The 18905-nt window shown below is 31.9% G+C and carries 13 protein-coding genes; 7 read left to right on the top strand and 6 right to left on the bottom strand.

Annotation, left to right across the window (positions count from 1 at the left end):
• Positions 1-184: 184 nt before the first annotated feature.
• From LJY17_RS02555 to LJY17_RS02545, 3 genes are all read right to left on the bottom strand, one after another.
• Positions 185-1855 carry an RluA family pseudouridine synthase gene (locus tag LJY17_RS02555; protein WP_264542305.1) on the bottom strand — a complete coding sequence of 557 codons (1671 nt, stop codon included), beginning with the start codon at positions 1853-1855 and terminating at the stop codon, positions 185-187.
• Positions 1856-1936: 81 nt separating this feature from the next.
• A complete protein-coding gene (locus LJY17_RS02550) occupies positions 1937-2278 on the bottom strand; it encodes a hypothetical protein (protein ID WP_264542304.1) in 342 nt (113 codons plus the stop codon).
• Between the two features lie 100 nt (positions 2279-2378).
• Positions 2379-4550 (bottom strand): S9 family peptidase, encoded by a 2172-nt coding sequence (locus LJY17_RS02545; RefSeq protein WP_264542303.1) that lies wholly within the window; start codon positions 4548-4550, stop codon positions 2379-2381.
• A 230-nt stretch (positions 4551-4780) separates the two neighbouring features.
• Here LJY17_RS02545 and LJY17_RS02540 point away from each other — a divergent pair, with 230 nt between their 5' ends.
• From LJY17_RS02540 to LJY17_RS02515, 6 genes are all read left to right on the top strand, one after another.
• Positions 4781-4954 (top strand): hypothetical protein, encoded by a 174-nt coding sequence (locus LJY17_RS02540; RefSeq protein ID WP_264542302.1) that lies wholly within the window; start codon positions 4781-4783, stop codon positions 4952-4954.
• A 26-nt stretch (positions 4955-4980) separates the two neighbouring features.
• Positions 4981-5172 (top strand): hypothetical protein, encoded by a 192-nt coding sequence (locus tag LJY17_RS02535; protein WP_264542301.1) that lies wholly within the window; start codon positions 4981-4983, stop codon positions 5170-5172.
• Positions 5173-5310: 138 nt separating this feature from the next.
• Complete coding sequence (gene lpdA / locus LJY17_RS02530) at positions 5311-6714, top strand: dihydrolipoyl dehydrogenase (RefSeq protein WP_264542300.1); 1404 nt, start codon at positions 5311-5313, stop codon at positions 6712-6714.
• A gap of 94 nt (positions 6715-6808) precedes the next feature.
• The gene (locus tag LJY17_RS02525; protein WP_264542299.1) at positions 6809-8101 is read left to right on the top strand and encodes an anthranilate synthase component I family protein; all 1293 of its coding nucleotides are present in this window, start codon (positions 6809-6811) and stop codon (positions 8099-8101) included.
• 17 nt (positions 8102-8118) lie between these two features.
• Entirely contained in the window at positions 8119-9426 is a 1308-nt protein-coding gene (gene tilS, locus LJY17_RS02520; protein WP_264542298.1) for a tRNA lysidine(34) synthetase TilS, read from the top strand.
• The gene (locus LJY17_RS02515; protein WP_264542297.1) at positions 9426-11453 is read left to right on the top strand and encodes a protein-disulfide reductase DsbD family protein; all 2028 of its coding nucleotides are present in this window, start codon (positions 9426-9428) and stop codon (positions 11451-11453) included. Before tilS ends, LJY17_RS02515 begins: the two co-directional genes overlap by 1 nt.
• 26 nt (positions 11454-11479) lie before the next feature.
• Here LJY17_RS02515 and LJY17_RS02510 read toward each other — a convergent pair whose 3' ends face one another.
• Positions 11480-12778 carry an amidohydrolase family protein gene (locus LJY17_RS02510; RefSeq protein ID WP_264542296.1) on the bottom strand — a complete coding sequence of 433 codons (1299 nt, stop codon included), beginning with the start codon at positions 12776-12778 and terminating at the stop codon, positions 11480-11482.
• A 3-nt stretch (positions 12779-12781) separates the two neighbouring features.
• Positions 12782-15781 carry an amidohydrolase family protein gene (locus LJY17_RS02505; RefSeq protein WP_264542295.1) on the bottom strand — a complete coding sequence of 1000 codons (3000 nt, stop codon included), beginning with the start codon at positions 15779-15781 and terminating at the stop codon, positions 12782-12784.
• 163 nt (positions 15782-15944) lie between these two features.
• On the opposite strand from LJY17_RS02505, the gene LJY17_RS02500 reads away from it, so the two are divergent.
• A complete protein-coding gene (locus LJY17_RS02500) occupies positions 15945-17480 on the top strand; it encodes a YifB family Mg chelatase-like AAA ATPase (protein ID WP_264542294.1) in 1536 nt (511 codons plus the stop codon).
• Here the strand turns inward: LJY17_RS02500 and LJY17_RS02495 are convergent.
• Positions 17477-18904, bottom strand: coding sequence for an SDR family oxidoreductase (locus LJY17_RS02495; RefSeq protein WP_264542293.1), 1428 nt, complete (start codon positions 18902-18904; stop codon positions 17477-17479). The genes LJY17_RS02500 and LJY17_RS02495 overlap by 4 nt on opposite strands.
• Between the last annotated feature and the right edge of the window lies 1 nt (position 18905).

Raw genomic sequence — 18905 nt, 5'->3', positions numbered from 1 at the left:
TTTCTAATTAATAATATAAATTTAAAAACAACTAAAATAACTTTACAATTTTAATATTTGTTTTGCAAACAAAAATTGTAACAGTTGCTATCATTCATCACATTTAAAAGAAAAGCATAGCAAAAGCTATTAATTTTTATTGAGCAAAGGGCGATTTATTGGAAGAGATAAAACGTAAGATCTATTAAAATTCTGCATTAACTTCTAGCGTAACAACTTCTTTTGTAATAGGATGTATAAACGTTAATGATTTGGCATGAAGATGCAATCTGTCAGCTTTTTCACCATATAAATCGTCCCCAACAATTGGAGTATTTAATCCTAAAGGATGTGAAGCGTGAACTCGCAACTGATGTGTTCTACCAGTTATAGGATAAAAATGAACGCGCGTTTTTCCATTTTCTACAGAAATTGTTTCCCATTTAGTTCTTGCGGATTTACCGTACTCATAACACACCAATTGTCGAGGTCTGTCATCTAAATCTACTCGGAGAGGTAAATCAATGGTTCCTTCTTGATCAACTAAAACTCCATCAAGAAGCGCTTCATAACATTTTTTAACAGTAGGTTTTATAAATTGATGCTGAAGCATTACATATACTTTTTCAGTCTTGGCTATTAACATTAAACCAGAAGTCGACATATCTAAACGATGTACAATAAGAGGACCCGTTGCATTTGAGTACAGCGTTTTTACTCTTTGATAAACCGAATCTTGAATTTCTTTTCCCGGTACCGATAAAAATTCGGCTGGTTTATTAATCACAGCTAAAAACTCATCTTCAAAAATCACTGAAATATCTTTTCCTTCAGCTGGATTTTCTAAAAATGGATTATCATCCATTTTGATGCCTTCTAGCATATGTCCCAATAAAATAGGCTCGCATTTGCTTTTACATGATGGGTAAAAGTGTTTGTGTTTTCTGACTTCAGATTTTGGTGATTGTCCCCACCAAAATTCGGCCATACAAATAGGTTTCAATTGATGTTGAAATGCGTAATGTAGTAATTTAGGAGCTGCACACTCCCCTGCTCCTGCTGGCGGATTATCATTAAATATTTCACCGAGACTTTTAGATTTTCCGAACTGATTTAAAAACGAATACTCTGCGAAAAGTCTTTGTTGTAAAGCCGCCGATTTTTCTTTTCTCAACTCTTTCAACGCAATTATTTTATCTTCAAAAGAAGTAACAACTTTTTGTGTATCAACAAGTTTATAATTCCAATAAGCTGACATTTTCTTTAATAAAATTCCTTCCTGCTGGCTTTGTTCATTTAATTCTTGAATCAATCTTTGAAATTCTTCTGGAGTTAAATTTTGCTCAGCTTGAGCACGTTTTTCTTTTCTATCTGCTTTTTGAATTTTACAGTTTGCTTTATGTCTTGAAATATCTTGTTCGGCTTCGGTTTTAATTGTCTCTAAATCTAATAAAGCCTTTTGATAATCACTTTGAGACTCTAACCGTTCAATTTCTCTATTTATAGCATTGATTTTATCTTGTTCAAGGTTAAAAAAACTATTTTCATCCAACATATCAAAAACAGTAGGAACAAAATAATCATGATGATTTTGCTCTGCTAATTTTCCCGAAAAAGCCCATAAATAACCTAACTCTCCCTGTTGATTTTGGCAAACTAAAACGCCAAACATTTTTCCAATTACTAAACCTTCCTGTTCGTCATTTAACCCAAAATTATGCTCAAAATCAGATTGTGTTTCAAGATAAGACTGTAATTCTTGAGCTGCTATTTGACTTAACTCATGTGGCTCATAATAAAAAGGAAAATTGAATTTTTCAGGTAAAGCAATTCCTGAAATATTGGCTTTAAAGTTTTGAAATAAAGATGTAGGCATGGCGCAAAGATAGTGGAAATAAAAAAAGTTGACTTGAAGTCAACTTTTTTAAAATATAGTTTTGAAAAATTACTGATTCAATTATTGAGGCCAATCCCAATCGTAAGTTGATGGCTTGCCCAAAATCTCATTTTTACTAAATCCAGCCTGTATAATTTCAATTGTGTCAGTTACTTCTTTAGAAAAATCAATCTTAGCTTTATTTGGATCCAATTTCGAGTAATATAAAACATAATATTTATTGAGCATTTCGGATGAATTTTCTGGGCAGCCTCCAACACTAATTCTATAGTTAGTTCCATTTACATAAAACTTAAAAAAGGCTGTTGTAGTATTCTTATTACCATGCTTACAAAATGAATACTTAGCTACTGTTATTCCTTTATTATTTTCAATTTCTTTGTTATCAAAACGATCTTTCAAAATAAAATAAGTTATAGGCATCACTAAGACAACAAAAAAAAGAAAATAAAACTTAATATATTACTCTCTTTTTCAGAAATTTCATCGTCAATTTTCATAATTATTTTTTCAAGTATGTATCAAAATAATCTGCAATTTTAGCATACATATGAATACGATCTCTACCGGCTACATTGTGTTCGTGATTAGGATACAAGAAATAATCAACTTGTTTACCAGCTTTAATACAAGACTCGATAAAATTCATACTGTTTTGTTGCACTACTACAGGATCTTGTGCTCCATGAATTATTAATAAACGTCCTTTTAGATTTTTAGCTTTATCCAATAAAGAAGCTTTTGCATAACCTTCTGGATTTTCTTGTGGCATATCCATATAACGCTCACCGTACATGATTTCGTAATATTTCCAATCGATTACTGGACCACCTGCTACTCCAACTTTAAACGTATCAGTTTGATTAGTCATTAAAGTAGTTGTCATAAAACCTCCAAAGCTCCATCCAAAAACTCCAATTTTATCCTGATCTACAAACGATTTAGATTTTAAAAATTCAACACCTTTCATTTGGTCAGCCATTTCGTTTACTCCCAACTGACGGTGGTTAACATCACAGAATTTTTTCCCACGGGCATCACTTCCTCTATTATCTAATGTGAAAACCACATAACCTTGTTGTGCCATATAGTAATCGAAATAACCAGCTCCTCCTAACCATCGGTTAGTCACTAATTGAGCATGTGAACCTCCATACACATATACCATTACTGGATATTTTTTTGCAGCATCAAAATTTGCTGGATAGATAATACGTGCGTTTAATGGTGTTTTCCCATCGGCTGAAGTAATTGTTACCAATTCCATTTTTGGCATATCAATTTTACCAGTAAAAGGATTATCAGCTTTAACTAAAGTTGTGTTCGCCATTTTTGTTTTAATGTTCAAAATTGAAATCTCATTTGGCGTTGTAACATTACTGTATTGATCTAAAACCATAGTTCCGTCTGAAGAAACTGAAGCATTATGCGTTCCCGAAATCGAAGTTAACTGAATCGTTTTTCCAGATTTTAAATCTACTTGATACAACTGACGGTCTAAACCATTGTTAGCAGTACCTATGTAGTTGATTTTTGAAGCACTGTTATCAAAACCTAAAAAATCTTTAACAATTACATCACCAAACCCTAAATTTTTCAATAGTTTTCCATCAGTATTGTATAAATACATTTGGTTATAACCATTAAAATCAGTTTGATAAATAAATTGAGATGGATTATTTGGCACAAATATTAAAGCATGTTGTGGTTCAACCCAAGTTGATGCTTTTTCTTCAAATAATGTTTTTACAAAAGCACCAGTTTGTGCATCATACTTATTGAATTTTAAATGATTCTGTTCACGATTTAAAATTCCGATGAAAATGTTTTTTCCTGTTGGTTCCCAAGAAACCATTGTTAAGTATTGTTCTTTTGGCTCGCCGGTTTGAATCGTTACTTTTTTTCCTGAAGCAACATCAAAAACCACTAAAGTTACATTTTCGCTAGTCATTCCAGCCATAGGATATTTGATATCCTTATTAATTGCTTCGCGTTCGTTCCAATTGGTTATAGGATAATTAGCAACCATGGTTTCATCTTTACGGTAATACGCTAATTGTGTTCCAGCTTCATTCCACCACATTCCTTCTTTGATACCAAATTCCTGACGGTGTACATAATCAGAACCATTCACAATACCTTTATCTGTATCATTAGTAACATCTATAACATTACCCGAAGCAGTAGTAATTTTAATATTGTTTTCTTTTAACCAAGATACATTTCCATTATTAGCAAACTTTGCTTGTTCTCCTTCATTTGAATAAGAAATTACATTTGTGATTTGTTTGTAAACAACATCAAATATGACCTTATAATTATTTTTTTTACCTGAAACCTCTGTTTCAAATGCATTAGTAGACTTCCACTCAATAGAAGTTGGAAAAGTTTTTACTGAAAATTCATCTGAAGTAATTTTTGCTTTTAAAGCATTTTCAAAATCAGATTTTGTAGCCAAAGTTGCTTCTTTCCATCCATTCGTAGCACTTTTTTCTAACAAATTAACATAATCAGCACTTAAATAAGCAACCGATTTAGAATTCTTACGCCATTGTTGAGCTACTTGAGTAGTTGGAGCGTATTTTCTTCCTCCAGTAACAGTTTCTTCGATAGTAAGCTTTTGTGCAAATGAAACGCTTCCTATTAATAAAAAACTAAGTATATATTTTTTCATAATTTATGTTTTGGCCTCTAATTTAATAAATGATAACATTGAAACTGTTAAGGAATTCAAAAAATATTTGACGTATCAACAAATACAAAATGTTAATTTTAATTTGACCTTTTAACTTAAAATTGCTTTCGCTTTCAATTTTAAAACAGTAAAAATTAAAGTTTTATTTTTCAATTTGTAAGTAAAAGATTACTTTAGTAATATTATTTTTAAATCAAAACTAAAAAATTATGAAAACAAAACTTTTAAACATTATTGGTGTTGAAGTACTATCAAAAGAAAATCAAAAATCAATAAATGGAGGCGCTCCAAATGATGGAGAATGTCATTGTACCTGCGGAAAACCACTTCCACTGCATTGTTCACCTTGTTTTATTGATCCATGTTCAGTACAAGATTCTTAATTTAATAATCATTAATTTATATCATTATGAAATCAAAACTTTTAAATCTTTCTGGGGCTGAGGTATTATCAAAAGAAAGCCAAAAAACAATCTATGGTAAAGCTAAAATTGATTTATCACTTTGTGGTTGTTCTTGTAGCGGTGCTGTAACTGGTCCATGGTATTGCTCTGATTACATTGGATGCCCTCAGGTATACACTTGCAACGACGCAGTTTAGTAAAATTTAAGCCCTGAAATTCTTCAGGGCTTTTTATTTAATTTCTTTCTACCTATATTTTCCAAAAAGACAATTCCTTCTAAACAAAATTCACTAATTTTGCAGTTGATTTTTTAAAAACAACATAAAATATATACTATGAGTTCATTTGACGTAGTTGTAATTGGTTCAGGTCCTGGCGGATATGTAGCAGCGATTCGTTGTGCCCAATTAGGAATGAAAACTGCCATTATTGAAAAATATTCAACGCTTGGAGGTACATGTTTGAATGTAGGATGTATTCCTTCAAAAGCATTATTAGCCTCTTCACATCATTATGAAGAATTGCAACATTTTGCAGACCACGGAATTGAAGTTTCTGGAGAAGTAAAAGTAAATCTTCAAAAAATGATTGATCGCAAACAAGCAGTTGTAGATCAAACAAGTGGTGGAGTAAAATTCTTAATGGACAAAAATAATATCACTGTTTTTAATGGTGTTGGTTCGTTTGAAAGTGCTACTTCAATAGCAATTACAAAAGCTGATGGCTCTGTAGAAAAAATTGAAGCTAAAAATACAATCATTGCAACTGGTTCAAAACCATCTTCTTTACCATTCATCTCTATTGATAAAGAAAGAGTTATTACTTCTACAGAAGCTTTAAAATTACCAGAAGTTCCTAAACACTTAATCATTATTGGTGGTGGAGTTATTGGCTTAGAATTAGGTCAAGTTTATTTACGTTTAGGAGCACAAGTATCTGTAGTTGAGTTCATGGACAGAATTATTCCAGGAATGGACGGTGCTTTATCAAAAGAATTGACTAAAGTATTGAAAAAACAAGGAATGAAATTCTATACTTCTCACAAAGTAAAAGAAGTTACTCGCAACGGAAATGCAGTTGTTGTAAAAGCAGACAATGCTAAAGGAGAAGAGATTGTTCTTGATGGGGATTATGCTTTAGTAGCTGTAGGTCGTCGTCCTTATACTGATGGTTTAAATACTGAAAAAGCTGGTGTTAAATTAACTGACAGAGGACAAGTTGAAGTAAATGATCATTTACAGACTTCAGTATCAAATATTTATGCAATTGGTGATGTTGTACGTGGTGCAATGTTAGCTCACAAAGCAGAAGAAGAAGGTGTATTGATTGCTGAATATTTAGCAGGTCAAAAACCTCACATCGATTATAACTTAATTCCTGGAGTTGTTTATACTTGGCCAGAAGTTTCTGCAGTTGGTAAAACTGAAGAACAATTAAAAGCTGAAGGTAAAAATTACAAAGTAGGTAGTTTCCCATTCAAAGCTTTAGGTCGTGCTCGTGCAAGTGCTGATAATGATGGTTTCATCAAAATTTTAGCAGATGCTGCTACTGATGAAGTTTTAGGTATTCATATGATTGGAGCTCGTGCTGCCGATTTAATTGCAGAAGCTGTGACAGCAATGGAATTCCGTGCAAGTGCAGAAGATATCTCAAGAATGTCACACGCACACCCAACATTTGCTGAAGCAATCAAAGAAGCAGCTCTTGATGCAACCGGAAAAAGAGCTTTACATGTTTAGATTTTAGATAAAGCTACATTTTAGATAAAAAGAAAACCGTCTCATTTTAAAAGAGACGGTTTTCTTTTTAATTTTACCTAATAAAATATAATCATTGAGAACTTCTGTTTTAAAACATATTTCAAACCCAAACGAATTTAAAAGACAGTTATTAGATTGGGCACAGCAATTCCGTGAAATCATATATTTAGACAGTAACAATTACCCCCAGAAATATTCTTCATACGATGCGGTACTTGCAGTTGATGCGTTTACATCGATTAAAACCGATTATCACAATGCCTTTGAGGACTTAAAACAATATCAACAGCAAACTAAAGATTGGCTATTTGGTCACTTATCATACGATTTAAAAAATGATATTGAAAAACTAGAATCTAGCAATTTTGATGGTTTGCATTTTCCTGATTTGTTTTTCTTTCAGCCCAAAAAACTATTTTTTCTAAAAGGAAATCAATTAGAAATTTCTTATTTGATGATGTGTGATGATGAGTTGGAAGAAGATTTTGAAAATATTAAACAATATCGAAAGTTAAAAGTCAAAATCCAAAAGTCAAAAGTCAATATCGAACAACGTATTTCGAAAGAAAAGTACATTGAAAAAATAAATACAATGTTGTCTCATATTTATCGTGGAGATATTTATGAAGCTAATTTTTGTATGGAATTTTATGCTGAAAATGTCATTATTGATTCTAATCAGACATTTGAAAAATTAAATGCTATATCAGAACCACCTTTTGCAGTATTCTTCAAAAATAATCAGCATTTTTTACTATCGGCTTCTCCCGAAAGATACATTAAAAAAGAGGACTCCAAAATTATTTCGCAACCAATAAAAGGAACCTCTAAACGATTTGAAGAAAACAATTTAGATGAACAATCTAAAACCGAATTAGAACAAAATCCAAAAGAGCGTTCTGAGAATATAATGATTGTCGATTTGGTCCGAAATGATTTATCACATACTGCAACAAAAAGTTCAGTTAAAGTAGAAGAACTATGTGGTATTTATACTTTTAAGCAAGTTCATCAAATGATTTCGACAATCATTTCAGAAATTGACAATACTACCTCTCCTGTAGAAATTTTAAAAACTACATTCCCTATGGGAAGCATGACTGGAGCACCTAAAATTTCGGCAATGCAAATCATTGAAGAACTAGAAGAAACAAAAAGAGGTTTGTACAGCGGAGCCATAGGTTACTTCACTCCTATTGGCGATTTTGACTTTAATGTGGTTATTAGAAGTATTTTATACAATGCTCAAGAAAAATACATTTCTTTCTCAGTTGGTAGTGCTATAACTGCTCTTTCTGAGCCTGAAAAAGAATATGAAGAGTGTCTTTTAAAAGCTAGAGCAATGCATGAAGTACTACTGAGTTAAATTTCATACTTTTGAGAATGCTTCAACAATTAGAAAATCATATTCATAAAAAATTTCCTTTTCTGTCAGGAAAAAAACTGCTTTTGGCAGTTAGTGGTGGTATTGACAGTATGGTTTTAGTTGATTTATTTTCAAAACTCAATTTTGAAATTAGTGTTGCTCATTGCAATTTTCAATTAAGAGGAGACGAAAGCAAACAGGATGAAGAATTTGTTAAAACACAGTCAGAAAAATACAATATAATTACTTTTATAAAAACCTTTGATACAGAAACTTATGTAAACATAAATAAACTATCAATTCAACAAGCTGCACGTGAACTTCGGTATGATTGGTTTAATGATTTGTTAGAAAAAGAAGGTTTTGATTATTTACTTACAGCTCATCATTTAGACGATTCTTTAGAAACTTTTTTAATCAATTTCACAAGAGGAACTGGTATTGATGGATTAACCGGTATCCCAGAACAAAATGGAAAAATTTTACGACCTCTGTTAATTTTTTCAAGAAAGGAAATTGAAAATTATGCCAAAAAAAATAATATTTCTTGGCGGGAAGATTCAAGCAATGGTTCAGATAAATATTTCAGAAATAAAATAAGACATCATGTTGTTCCAGTATTAAAAGAATTAAATCCTAGTTTATTAGAATCATTTGAAAATACAGTTAAAAATCTATCTAAAACAAATTTTTTAGTTAAAAACACTCTAACTTCTAATTTTAAAAACATTGCTAATAAAAAAAATGATGCAATATATTTTGATATCGACAAATTAATTAAACTCGAAAACTACAAATCATACTTGTATGAATGGCTAAAACCATTTGACTTTTCAGATTGGCAATCGATATATGATTTAATTCATAGTCAATCTGGTAAACAAATTTTTTCAGAAAATTATCGTCTTCTAAAAGATAGAAATCAACTTATACTTACAAAAACAGAAATCAATAATGAAGAGGACGTTTTTTTAATAAATAAAGACGAAAACAGTATACTAAAACCGTTAAATTTATCTATTTGTAACCAAAGTTACATTTCTAAACCTAGTAAGTCATGTATTTTTGTCAATAAAGAAAAGTTAAAGTTTCCTTTAAAGCTTCGAAAATGGCAAGAAGGTGATTATTTTTACCCATCAGGAATGCAGGGAAAAAAGAAGGTAAGTAAATACTTTAAAGATGAAAAATTCTCGTTATTAGAGAAAGAAGATACTTGGCTTTTATGTTCAGATAATGAAGTAGTTTGGATTATAAACCATCGTGCAGATCAACGTTTTTTAGCAAATAATAACACACAACAAATATTAAAAATAGAATTACAGTAATGAAAAAACTATTCGCCTCAATTCTTTTAGTTTTAACAAGCTTTATAGGAACATCCCAAATTTTAGATCCAGTTTCTTGGAAAACATCTGTTGAAAAAAAATCGGATACCGAATTTGTATTAGTACTCGATGCCACAATCGAACATGAATGGCATATGTTTTCTCAATTTACGCCAGACGGAGCATCTTTACCAACTGTTATTCAATACAAAAATGCAAAAGGCAATTACGATTTAGTAGGTAAAACTAAAGAGAGTCCGTACAAAAAAGTATATAGCGATATTTTTGAAGTAGACGAATATTTATTTGAGAACAAAGCGCAATTTCGTCAAACAATAAAAATTACAAATCCTAAAGTAACTTCGGCAAAAGTATACATAGAATACCAAGTTTGTAAAGAGGCTTGTATTCAACAGGACAAAACTTTTGATATTAAATTACCTGTTTCTTCTACAACTGAAATACAAGCTAATGAAGATGAAAAAAACGCAACAACTATTGTAGAGGATACATCAAAAGTGATTGCTGTTCCTTTAATAACCGATGAAAACAGACCATCTGACATAAGCAAATCAAGTGCTAATCCTATTGAAAAAGACTCATCTAAAAACAGCAAAAGCTTGTGGTCAATTTTTATTTTAGCATTTATTGGAGGTTTTGCAGCATTGCTAATGCCATGTATTTTTCCAATGATTCCTATGACAGTAAGCTTTTTCACAAAACAAAGTAAAACAAAAAGTGAAGGGATTAAAAATGCAGTTATTTATGGTTTATCAATCATTGCCATCTATGTAATTTTAGGTTCAATAATTACTGGTGTTTTTGGTGCAGAAGCATTAAATGAATTATCAACAAGCGTTTGGTTCAATTTAATATTCTTTGGGCTGCTAATCATTTTTGCACTTTCATTTTTAGGAGCTTTCGAAATTGTTTTACCTAGCTCTTGGGCTACAAAACTTGATTCACAAGCTGATAAAGGAGGTATTATAGGAATCATTTTTATGGCTCTTGCACTAGCAGTAGTTTCATTTTCATGTACTGGTCCAATTGTAGGAACATTATTAGTTGAATCGGCATCAAAAGGTGGCATTGCGCCTATTATTGGAATGCTTGGTTTTTCATTAGCGATTGCTTTACCATTTATGTTATTTGCTATGTTCCCAGGATGGTTAAATTCACTTCCAAAATCGGGCGGATGGTTAAATACAGTTAAAGTTTCTTTAGGCTTTCTAGAATTAGCTTTTGCTTTTAAATTTTTATCAAATGCAGATTTAGTTTTACAAAAACATTGGTTAGAAAGAGAATTATTTATTTCTATTTGGATTGCCATTTTTGGTGCTTGGGCATTGTATTTATTTGGCAGATATATGTTACCACATGATTATGAAAAAGCTGATAAAATTGGAGTAGGAAGACTTTCAATGGCTATTATAGTAACTGCATTCACATTTTATATGATTCCTGGTCTATGGGGAGCCCCTTTAAAAATTTTAAGTGGATTAACTCCTCCTTCAACTTACAGTGAAATTCCTAATGGTTTAGGCAGTTCTAATACAAGTATAAAATCTGATTTACCAGAACATGCTCATTTTGGTCCTCATGGAATTGTAACTTTTGATGATTATGAGACGGGGCTTGCTTATGCAAAGCAAGTAAACAAACCTGTTTTATTAGATTTTACCGGTGATGCATGTGCTAATTGTCGCAAAATGGAAGATAACGTATGGTCAAATTCTGAAGTTTTATCTATCCTAAAAGATAAGCTAGTAGTAATTTCTTTAGTGTGTGATAGAAAAATTGAATTACCAAAAGAACAACAGTATGTTTCAAAAACTACTGGTAAAGAAGTTGTAACAATTGGTAACAAATGGAGTGATTTACAAATTACAAGATATAAAAGTAATTCTCAGCCTTTATACGTAATTCTAGACAACGAAGGCAACGACTTATCAGAACCTGTTGCTTACACTTCTGATATTCAAGAATACAAAACTTGGTTAGAAAACGGAATTAAAAACTTTAAATAAAAAAGGCCCTCAAATGAGGGCCTTTTTTATTGATGATATTTCTCTTTGTATTTTTTATATAATTCTGTTTGATGTGATTCCAATGTGATTTCACGACCTTGAATAAATGCTTTAGAAAGCTGATTCGTTCTCATATCTAGTGCATCACCTTCAGATATAAAAAGTGTAGCATCTTTACCAATTTCTAATGATCCTACTTTATCATCAATTCCTAAAATTTTAGCTGTATTTAAGGTAATAGTTTGCAGTGCTTGTTCTTTGGTTAAACCATAAGCCGCTGTCGTTCCAGCTTGAAAAGGAAGATTACGAGTATTCATACGTTCCATATCTCCACTATTTTCTAAACCAACAACAATCCCTAAATCAGTCAGGATTTTAGCTAATTTAAATGGTTGGTCAATATCATCCTGATTTAGATTAGGCATACTGTGTGTTCTTCCTATCAATACACTTATTTGGTTTGATTTAAGTAAATCTGCTACTTTATCTGCTTGATATCCTCCAACAATTACTATCTTTTTAATTCCGTTATCTTTTCCAACTCTTATTGCGTCAATAATTTGCTTTTCTTCATTGGCATTGATATAAAGTATTTGACTTCCGTCAAACAATCCTTTCATAGACTCATAAACTAAATTTTTTTCTTGGGAAACTTCAGCTAAATAAGCTTTTGATCTTGCAAGAAATGAATTGATTTCATCAACTTGCTTTGTATAATCTTTATTAGCTTCTATTGTACCTGGTTCTGCCCACCATCCAGAACGTCTGAAAGTAGCTGGAAAATTTAAATGTATACCATCATTTTCTTTAATGATGGCGTCTTCCCAAGTCCAAGAATCAAATTGAACAATAGACGATGTTCCAGTTATTCGGCCACCTCTGGGAGTTACTTGAGCCATTAAAACACCATTTATACGTGCCGTTTCAATAATTCTAGATTCTGAGTTATAAGCAATAATACTTCGAACATTTGGTGTCATACCTCCTATTTCGCTCTCATCATCAGTAGCTTTAACTGCATCAATTTCTACTAATCCTATTGTAGAATTAGGTGCTATAAATCCTGGATATATATGTTTTCCTTTAGCTTCAATTACATTTTCATAGGCAGACATATCTAAACGAATCACTGTAGCATCAGCCACAAGTGTCAGTTTTCCATCTTTAAATCCTATCGCAGCATTTTCTATAGTTTTTCCATTCCCTAAATGTGCTGTCGCATTAAGTATTAAAGTTGCTTTAGTCTGTTTTGGAGCTGGAATTTGTTGTGCTTGCATACTCACAAAAGAGAATATTATACAAGCCGATTTTATATATTTTTTCATAAACTATTCTTCTAAAGTGTCACAATGGTAAAGTACTTTTTCTTTTTTAGAAACTGGTTGTGTTGCCATCCCTTGGTTTTTTTCTTGAAGCATTTGCATAATCAATTCAGCTCTCTCTTTTGCAATTTCTTTGCGTTTTGCTTCGTCAGAATCTTTATCAAAGTATACTACACCTTCAACTAAAGTTTTTTCTGCCTTTGCATAGATTGACAATGGATTATCACTCCATAAAACTATATCAGCATCTTTTCCAACCTTAATACTTCCCACTCTATCATCTAAATGCAATAATTTTGCAGGATTTAATGTAACCATTTTCCAAGCATCCTCTTCAGATACTCCTCCGTATTTTACCGCTTTAGCAGCTTCCTGATTTAAACGACGAGACATCTCAGCATCATCAGAATTTATTGCCACTGTTAGACCTTGTTTTTGCATCAAAGCTGCATTATAAGGAATGGCATCATTTACTTCAAACTTATAAGCCCACCAATCTGAAAAAGTTGAAGCTCCAACTCCATGTTTCTTCATTTCATCTGCTACTTTATATCCCTCTAAAATATGAGTGAATGTATTTACATTAAAGTTGAATTTTTCAGCAACACGCATTAAGTTCAAAATTTCTGATTGTACATAGGAGTGACAAGATATGAATCGTTTTTTATTGATAATTTCTGCTAAAGTTTGCAGCTCTAAATCAACTCTTGGTTGTTTTAAGCTACCTTTTTTTCCTTGAGAATTAAAAGCTTTCCAAATCTTATCATACTCTTGAGCTCTTGTAAAATAATCTATAAAAACCTGTTCTACTCCCATACGTGATTGTGGAAAACGAGTTGGATTTTGAATTCCCCAATTAGATTGTTTTACATTTTCTCCTAAGGCAAACTTTATAAATTTAGGAGAATTCTGAAAAATCATTTCATCTGGAGATAATCCCCATTTCCATCTAACAATTGCTGAACGACCACCAATAGGATTTGCAGATCCATGCAATAATTGTGAAGTTGTAACCCCACCTGCAAGATTTCTATAAATATTTATATCGTCTGAATTTACTACATCCTCGATAGTTACTTCTGCTGATGAATTATGTCCACCTTCATTTACACCTCTTGAAATAGCAATATGTGAATGTTCATCAATAATTCCACTTGTTAAATGCTTTCCTTTTCCATCGACAATCGTCGCCAAAGGATCTGAAATATTTTTACCAACTGCAGCTATTTTTCCGTTTTTTACTAAAACATCTGTATTTTCTAAAATTCCATCTTTCTCATTAGTCCAAACTGTGACGTTTTTAAACAAAATAGTTTTTTGTGCAGGTTTTTGAAGGTTACCGTATGGTAGATTAGGATAGGTAACTGGAAAAACTTTATTGATTTCATTTTTCTTTTCTTCTTCCTTTTTAGTTTCCGCTGAAGCAGGTACTTTTTTAGCCGACCAATAAATTTCTTGTCCGCTTGCTAATACTGCTTTACCAGAAATTAAATTTGGATCTGAAACAAAAGCAGTTAAACGATGAAATTCAGTTTTTGTACTATCAGCAGTTTTTAAAAGTAAATTCATCCAATTATTAGCCAACGTTAATTTAGAGTTTACTTTTTTATCTTGAGAAGTTTTCACCTCCACTTTAGGAGAGGATACTTCTCCTTCAACTTTTAACTTATAAGTTTCTTGCCCAAGAGTCAATTGATATTCTGCTCGAACATCTTTCAAATTCATATCATTAATTATAAACTTATTTCCTTGCACCCAATTTTCATAAACTGTTGTTTTAGCATCAAAAATATCTCCCGAAGTAATTAGAAAATTGGCATAAGCTCCATTTTTAAGACTACCAATTTCATTCGATTTTCCTAGTAAAGAGGCTGGTATTGTAGTTAGAGCCTCTAATGCTCTGGTTTTATCAAAACCATATTTTATTGCCTTTAAAAGATTTGTTCTAAAATCTTCTAACTTTTTTAATTTATCTGTAGTCAACGCGAAAACTATTCCGTTATCTGATAATAATTTTGGATTAGTTGGAGCTTGATTCCAAAAACGTAAATCGGCCAATTCCATTTGATTTGCTTGATAAGGATCAGAAACATCATAACCTTCAGGAAAATTTATAGGAATAATGAATTTTGCATTAGTCTTTTTTATTTCATCAATTCGTTCAAACTCATTTCCTGATCCTTTTAATATATAATTGATTCCAAATTCATTGCCTAATTTGGCAACTCTCAAACTATTTAGTTTGTCTTCCGAGGCAAAAATTTGAACTATTTTTTCATTTTTTATCAATGCTTCTAATGAGGCGTCTTTATAATCTGAATTTCCTCCTTTGTACCAACTTGCGTCATGATACATTTGTTTTAACAAAGCTAACATTCCCATTAATGATGATGGGTAGGCTTGATTAGAAGTGACACTTTTTGTAAAAGCAAAATGATTTGTGGCAACAGGTGATAAAAACTTATTTGTTTCCTTTTCATTGTTAAGTAAAACCAATGCTCCTGTACCTCTTGCAATTCCATCAGGAATATGGGTTCCAACAACACCAAAACCAGCTTTTAAAAACTCTTCAGCTTTGGATTGATCAAATTTAAAAAGTTCATTAGCATTAACTTCGGTCTTAATGTGTTCATTCCAATAATATCCTTTTCTTTTTGTATCGTATAAAGGATTGTTTCCTTCTCTAGAAATCTTAGGAACTTCAATTCCAAAATTAGTATACATATCAATAAATGAAGGATATACAGACTTTCCATCTAAGTTGATTTCCATTGCATTTTTAGGTATAGCCACTGACGTACCTACAGAAACAACTTTACCGTCCTTTATTAACATCGTCCCTTTCTCAATGATTTGATTTGGAGAAACGTAGATTTTAGCATTTGACAATGCTATAAAAACAGATGATTTGTTTTTTGTACTTTCATTGTTAGGAAAATACTCTTGAGCATTAATTTTTTGGATTATAAAAACACTCCAAATTAATATTAGTAAGATTTTTCTCATTTCATATTTGGTTGATTAGCCATCTAAAATACTTATATTATTTCATCTAAAAACATCAAGAGCCTTGTCTTTAACATTTTTTTAAGAACTTGTTACAGCATTCCGTTTTCAAGATTATTTTGTTATTTTTGTTTCGTATTAAGCCATTAAAAAATTATAAGCCATGTTGGTTAAAGTATTTGGAAGCGCCGTTTTTGGTGTGGATGCCACAATTATTACTGTAGAAGTTAATGTCGAAAAAGGTATAGGTTATCATTTGGTAGGACTTCCTGACAGTACAATAAAAGAGAGCAATTACCGTATTGCAGCAGCTCTCAAAAACAACAATTATAATTTTCCTGGTAAAAAAATTACCGTAAACATGGCTCCTGCCGATTTACGTAAAGAAGGCTCTGCTTACGATTTGACAATCGCCATAGGCATTTTAGCCGCATCTGGACAAATAAAATCTGATGAAGTTGGCAAATATATCATCATGGGAGAACTATCTCTTGATGGAGGATTACAACCAATTAAAGGAGCACTCTCAATAGCAATAAAAGCAAAAGAGGACGGTTTTAAGGGTTTCTTTTTACCTAAGCAAAATGTAAAAGAGGCTGCTATTGTCTCAGGTATTGATGTTTATGGCATTGAAAACGTATCTGAAATCATTAATTTTTTTGAAGGAAAAGGAACAATTGAGCCTACAACAATTAACACTAGAGAAGAATTTTATAAAACTTTAGACTTTCCTGAATTTGATTTTGCAGAAGTTCGTGGACAAGAATCTATAAAACGTTGTATGGAGATTGCAGCATCTGGTGGTCATAATGTAATTTTAATTGGTCCTCCTGGCGCAGGTAAAACAATGCTCGCTAAACGCTTACCTAGCATTTTACCTCCTATGACTTTAAAAGAAGCATTAGAAACTACAAAAATCCATAGTGTGGCAGGAAAGGTGAAAGACTCAGGATTAATGAATCAAAGGCCTTTTAGAGCACCTCACCACTCTGCATCAAGTGTTTCATTAGTTGGAGGTGGAAGTTATCCACAACCTGGTGAAATTTCGTTATCACATAATGGTGTTTTATTTTTAGATGAATTACCTGAATTTAAGCGAGAAGTCTTAGAGGTAATGCGCCAACCATTAGAAGACAGAGAAGTAACTATTTCGAGAGCAAAATTCACAATCACCTACCCTTCTTCTTTTATGCTTGTTGCCAGTATGAATCCTAGCCCAGGTGGTTATTTTAATGACCCTAATGCACCTGTTAGCTCCTCTCCTAACGAAATGCAAAGATATTTAGGAAAAATTTCAGGGCCTTTACTGGATCGAATAGATATTCATATTGAAGTCACACCCGTTCCTTTTGAAAAACTTTCAGATACTAGATCATCTGAAAGCAGTTCTGAAATAAGAAAAAGAGTTACAAAAGCAAGAGAAATTCAGTCAAAAAGATTTGAAAATCATGAGCATATTCATTACAACGCTCAAATGACAACTAAACAAATTAGAGAACATTGCAAACTGAATGACACATCGTTACAACTACTTAAAACTGCCATGGAAAGATTAAATCTTTCTGCTAGAGCTTACGACAGAATATTAAAAGTTTCAAGAACAATAGCCGACTTAGACAATTCTGAAACTGTAGAGTCTAATCATATTTCAGAAGCTATCCAATACCGTAGTTTAGACAGAGAGGGGTGGTTAGGCTAGTTATTATTAGCAATATTAGTTATCATTCCTTTAAAAATAAAAAAGTGAAATGGCAGCATACTATACCAATATAGTCTTCCGAGAAGACCTTTAGGTCTAAAGGTTGCTATTTGATGTAGTGTATTATTTTCATCGATTTTAAACTCTAACCATGCTTCACCCGGCAATTTCATTTCAGCAAAGAGGAGCAGTCTTTTTTTGTCTTTATCGGCTAGTATTACTCTCCAAAAATCGAGAGAATCTCCATTATCTAAATGTGTTGGACTTGTACGACCTCTTCTTAACCCTACACCTCCAAAAAGCTTATCAATAAAACCTCTTATTTCCCACATCCAAGTACCATAATACCAACCTTTATAACCTCCTATTGACCATATATTCTCTAAAGCATTATTATTTTGATTGAGTTTTATCTTTTTTACATCTTTTAAGCAACCATATTTAGGGACTTGAATGTAATTTTTAAAATCAGATTTAAAATTAGAACTCGCCAAACTGTCCTTCCAACTCGAAACAACCAAATTTTGTTCTATTTTTTTAAAAGCTAATTTAATAGCATCAGTATATGAAATTGGCTTAATTCTCAATAATTCTCTAAGATCATTTTTCCCACAAATCACTTCCACTTTCATGCTATCAACTAAATTCACTGCTAGTTTATAACTTGTTGATGTCACAAAATATAACCAATAAGAAGATAATCTTGGTGTCATAAAAGGAACAGTAATCATGTAGATTTTAAAGCCTCTTACTTTAGCGTATAACTGAAGCATTTGTCTGTATGTTAATACATTAGGACCTCCAATATCATATGATTTATCATAACACTCACCTCTTTGCAACACTCCAATCAGATATTTTATTACATCCCGAATTGCGATAGGCTGTGTTTTAGTGAGGACCCACTTAGGAGTCACCATTACTGGCAATTTTTCAGATAAATCACGAATAATCTCAAATGAAGAACTCCCTGAACCAACAATAATACCTGCTCTTAAAACCGTCAAATGAAATGGCCCAGTAGAAAGTATATTTTCGACATTATTTCTCGATTGCAAATGCTTTGAAAGATTTACATCGTTAACAATTCCGGTTAAATAAACAACTTGCTTTACTTTAATAGATGACATGAGTGTATTAAAGTTTTCTGCAGTTTTTGCTTCAAGTTCATCAAAATTTGAGGTCGTACTTGACATTGAATGCATTAAATAATAAGTGACATCAATGGCAAAAGCTAAACTGATACTTTTTGGTGGATTTAAAAAATCTATTTCTAAAATCTCAATTTTTTTAGCAAGTTCAGCATCAATTCCTAATCGGTTTCGATCACGAACACAGCAAACCACTTTATGACCTTCAAGAATTAATTCAGGAAGCAATCTTCTTCCCACATATCCATTAGCACCTGTTAGTAGTATGTTCATG

It is taken from the genome of Flavobacterium hankyongi, assembly GCF_036840915.1.
GTDB lineage: Bacteria > Bacteroidota > Bacteroidia > Flavobacteriales > Flavobacteriaceae > Flavobacterium > Flavobacterium hankyongi.
The sequence above is the reverse complement of the archived record's forward strand: the minus strand, read 5'-3'. Positions and strand labels throughout refer to the sequence as shown.

What these genes read in the sequence shown, in the direction of transcription:
- LJY17_RS02555 (WP_264542305.1), bottom strand. Translation starts at nt 1,855, where the DNA reads ATGCCTACATCTTTATTTCAAAACTTTAAAGCCAATATTTCAGGAATT.
- LJY17_RS02545 (WP_264542303.1), bottom strand. Translation starts at nt 4,550, where the DNA reads ATGAAAAAATATATACTTAGTTTTTTATTAATAGGAAGCGTTTCATTT.
- LJY17_RS02540 (WP_264542302.1), top strand. Translation starts at nt 4,781, where the DNA reads ATGAAAACAAAACTTTTAAACATTATTGGTGTTGAAGTACTATCAAAA.
- LJY17_RS02535 (WP_264542301.1), top strand. Translation starts at nt 4,981, where the DNA reads ATGAAATCAAAACTTTTAAATCTTTCTGGGGCTGAGGTATTATCAAAA.
- lpdA (WP_264542300.1), top strand. Translation starts at nt 5,311, where the DNA reads ATGAGTTCATTTGACGTAGTTGTAATTGGTTCAGGTCCTGGCGGATAT.
- tilS (WP_264542298.1), top strand. Translation starts at nt 8,119, where the DNA reads ATGCTTCAACAATTAGAAAATCATATTCATAAAAAATTTCCTTTTCTG.
- LJY17_RS02515 (WP_264542297.1), top strand. Translation starts at nt 9,426, where the DNA reads ATGAAAAAACTATTCGCCTCAATTCTTTTAGTTTTAACAAGCTTTATA.
- LJY17_RS02510 (WP_264542296.1), bottom strand. Translation starts at nt 12,778, where the DNA reads ATGAAAAAATATATAAAATCGGCTTGTATAATATTCTCTTTTGTGAGT.
- LJY17_RS02505 (WP_264542295.1), bottom strand. Translation starts at nt 15,781, where the DNA reads ATGAGAAAAATCTTACTAATATTAATTTGGAGTGTTTTTATAATCCAA.
- LJY17_RS02500 (WP_264542294.1), top strand. Translation starts at nt 15,945, where the DNA reads ATGTTGGTTAAAGTATTTGGAAGCGCCGTTTTTGGTGTGGATGCCACA.
- LJY17_RS02495 (WP_264542293.1), bottom strand. Translation starts at nt 18,904, where the DNA reads ATGAACATACTACTAACAGGTGCTAATGGATATGTGGGAAGAAGATTG.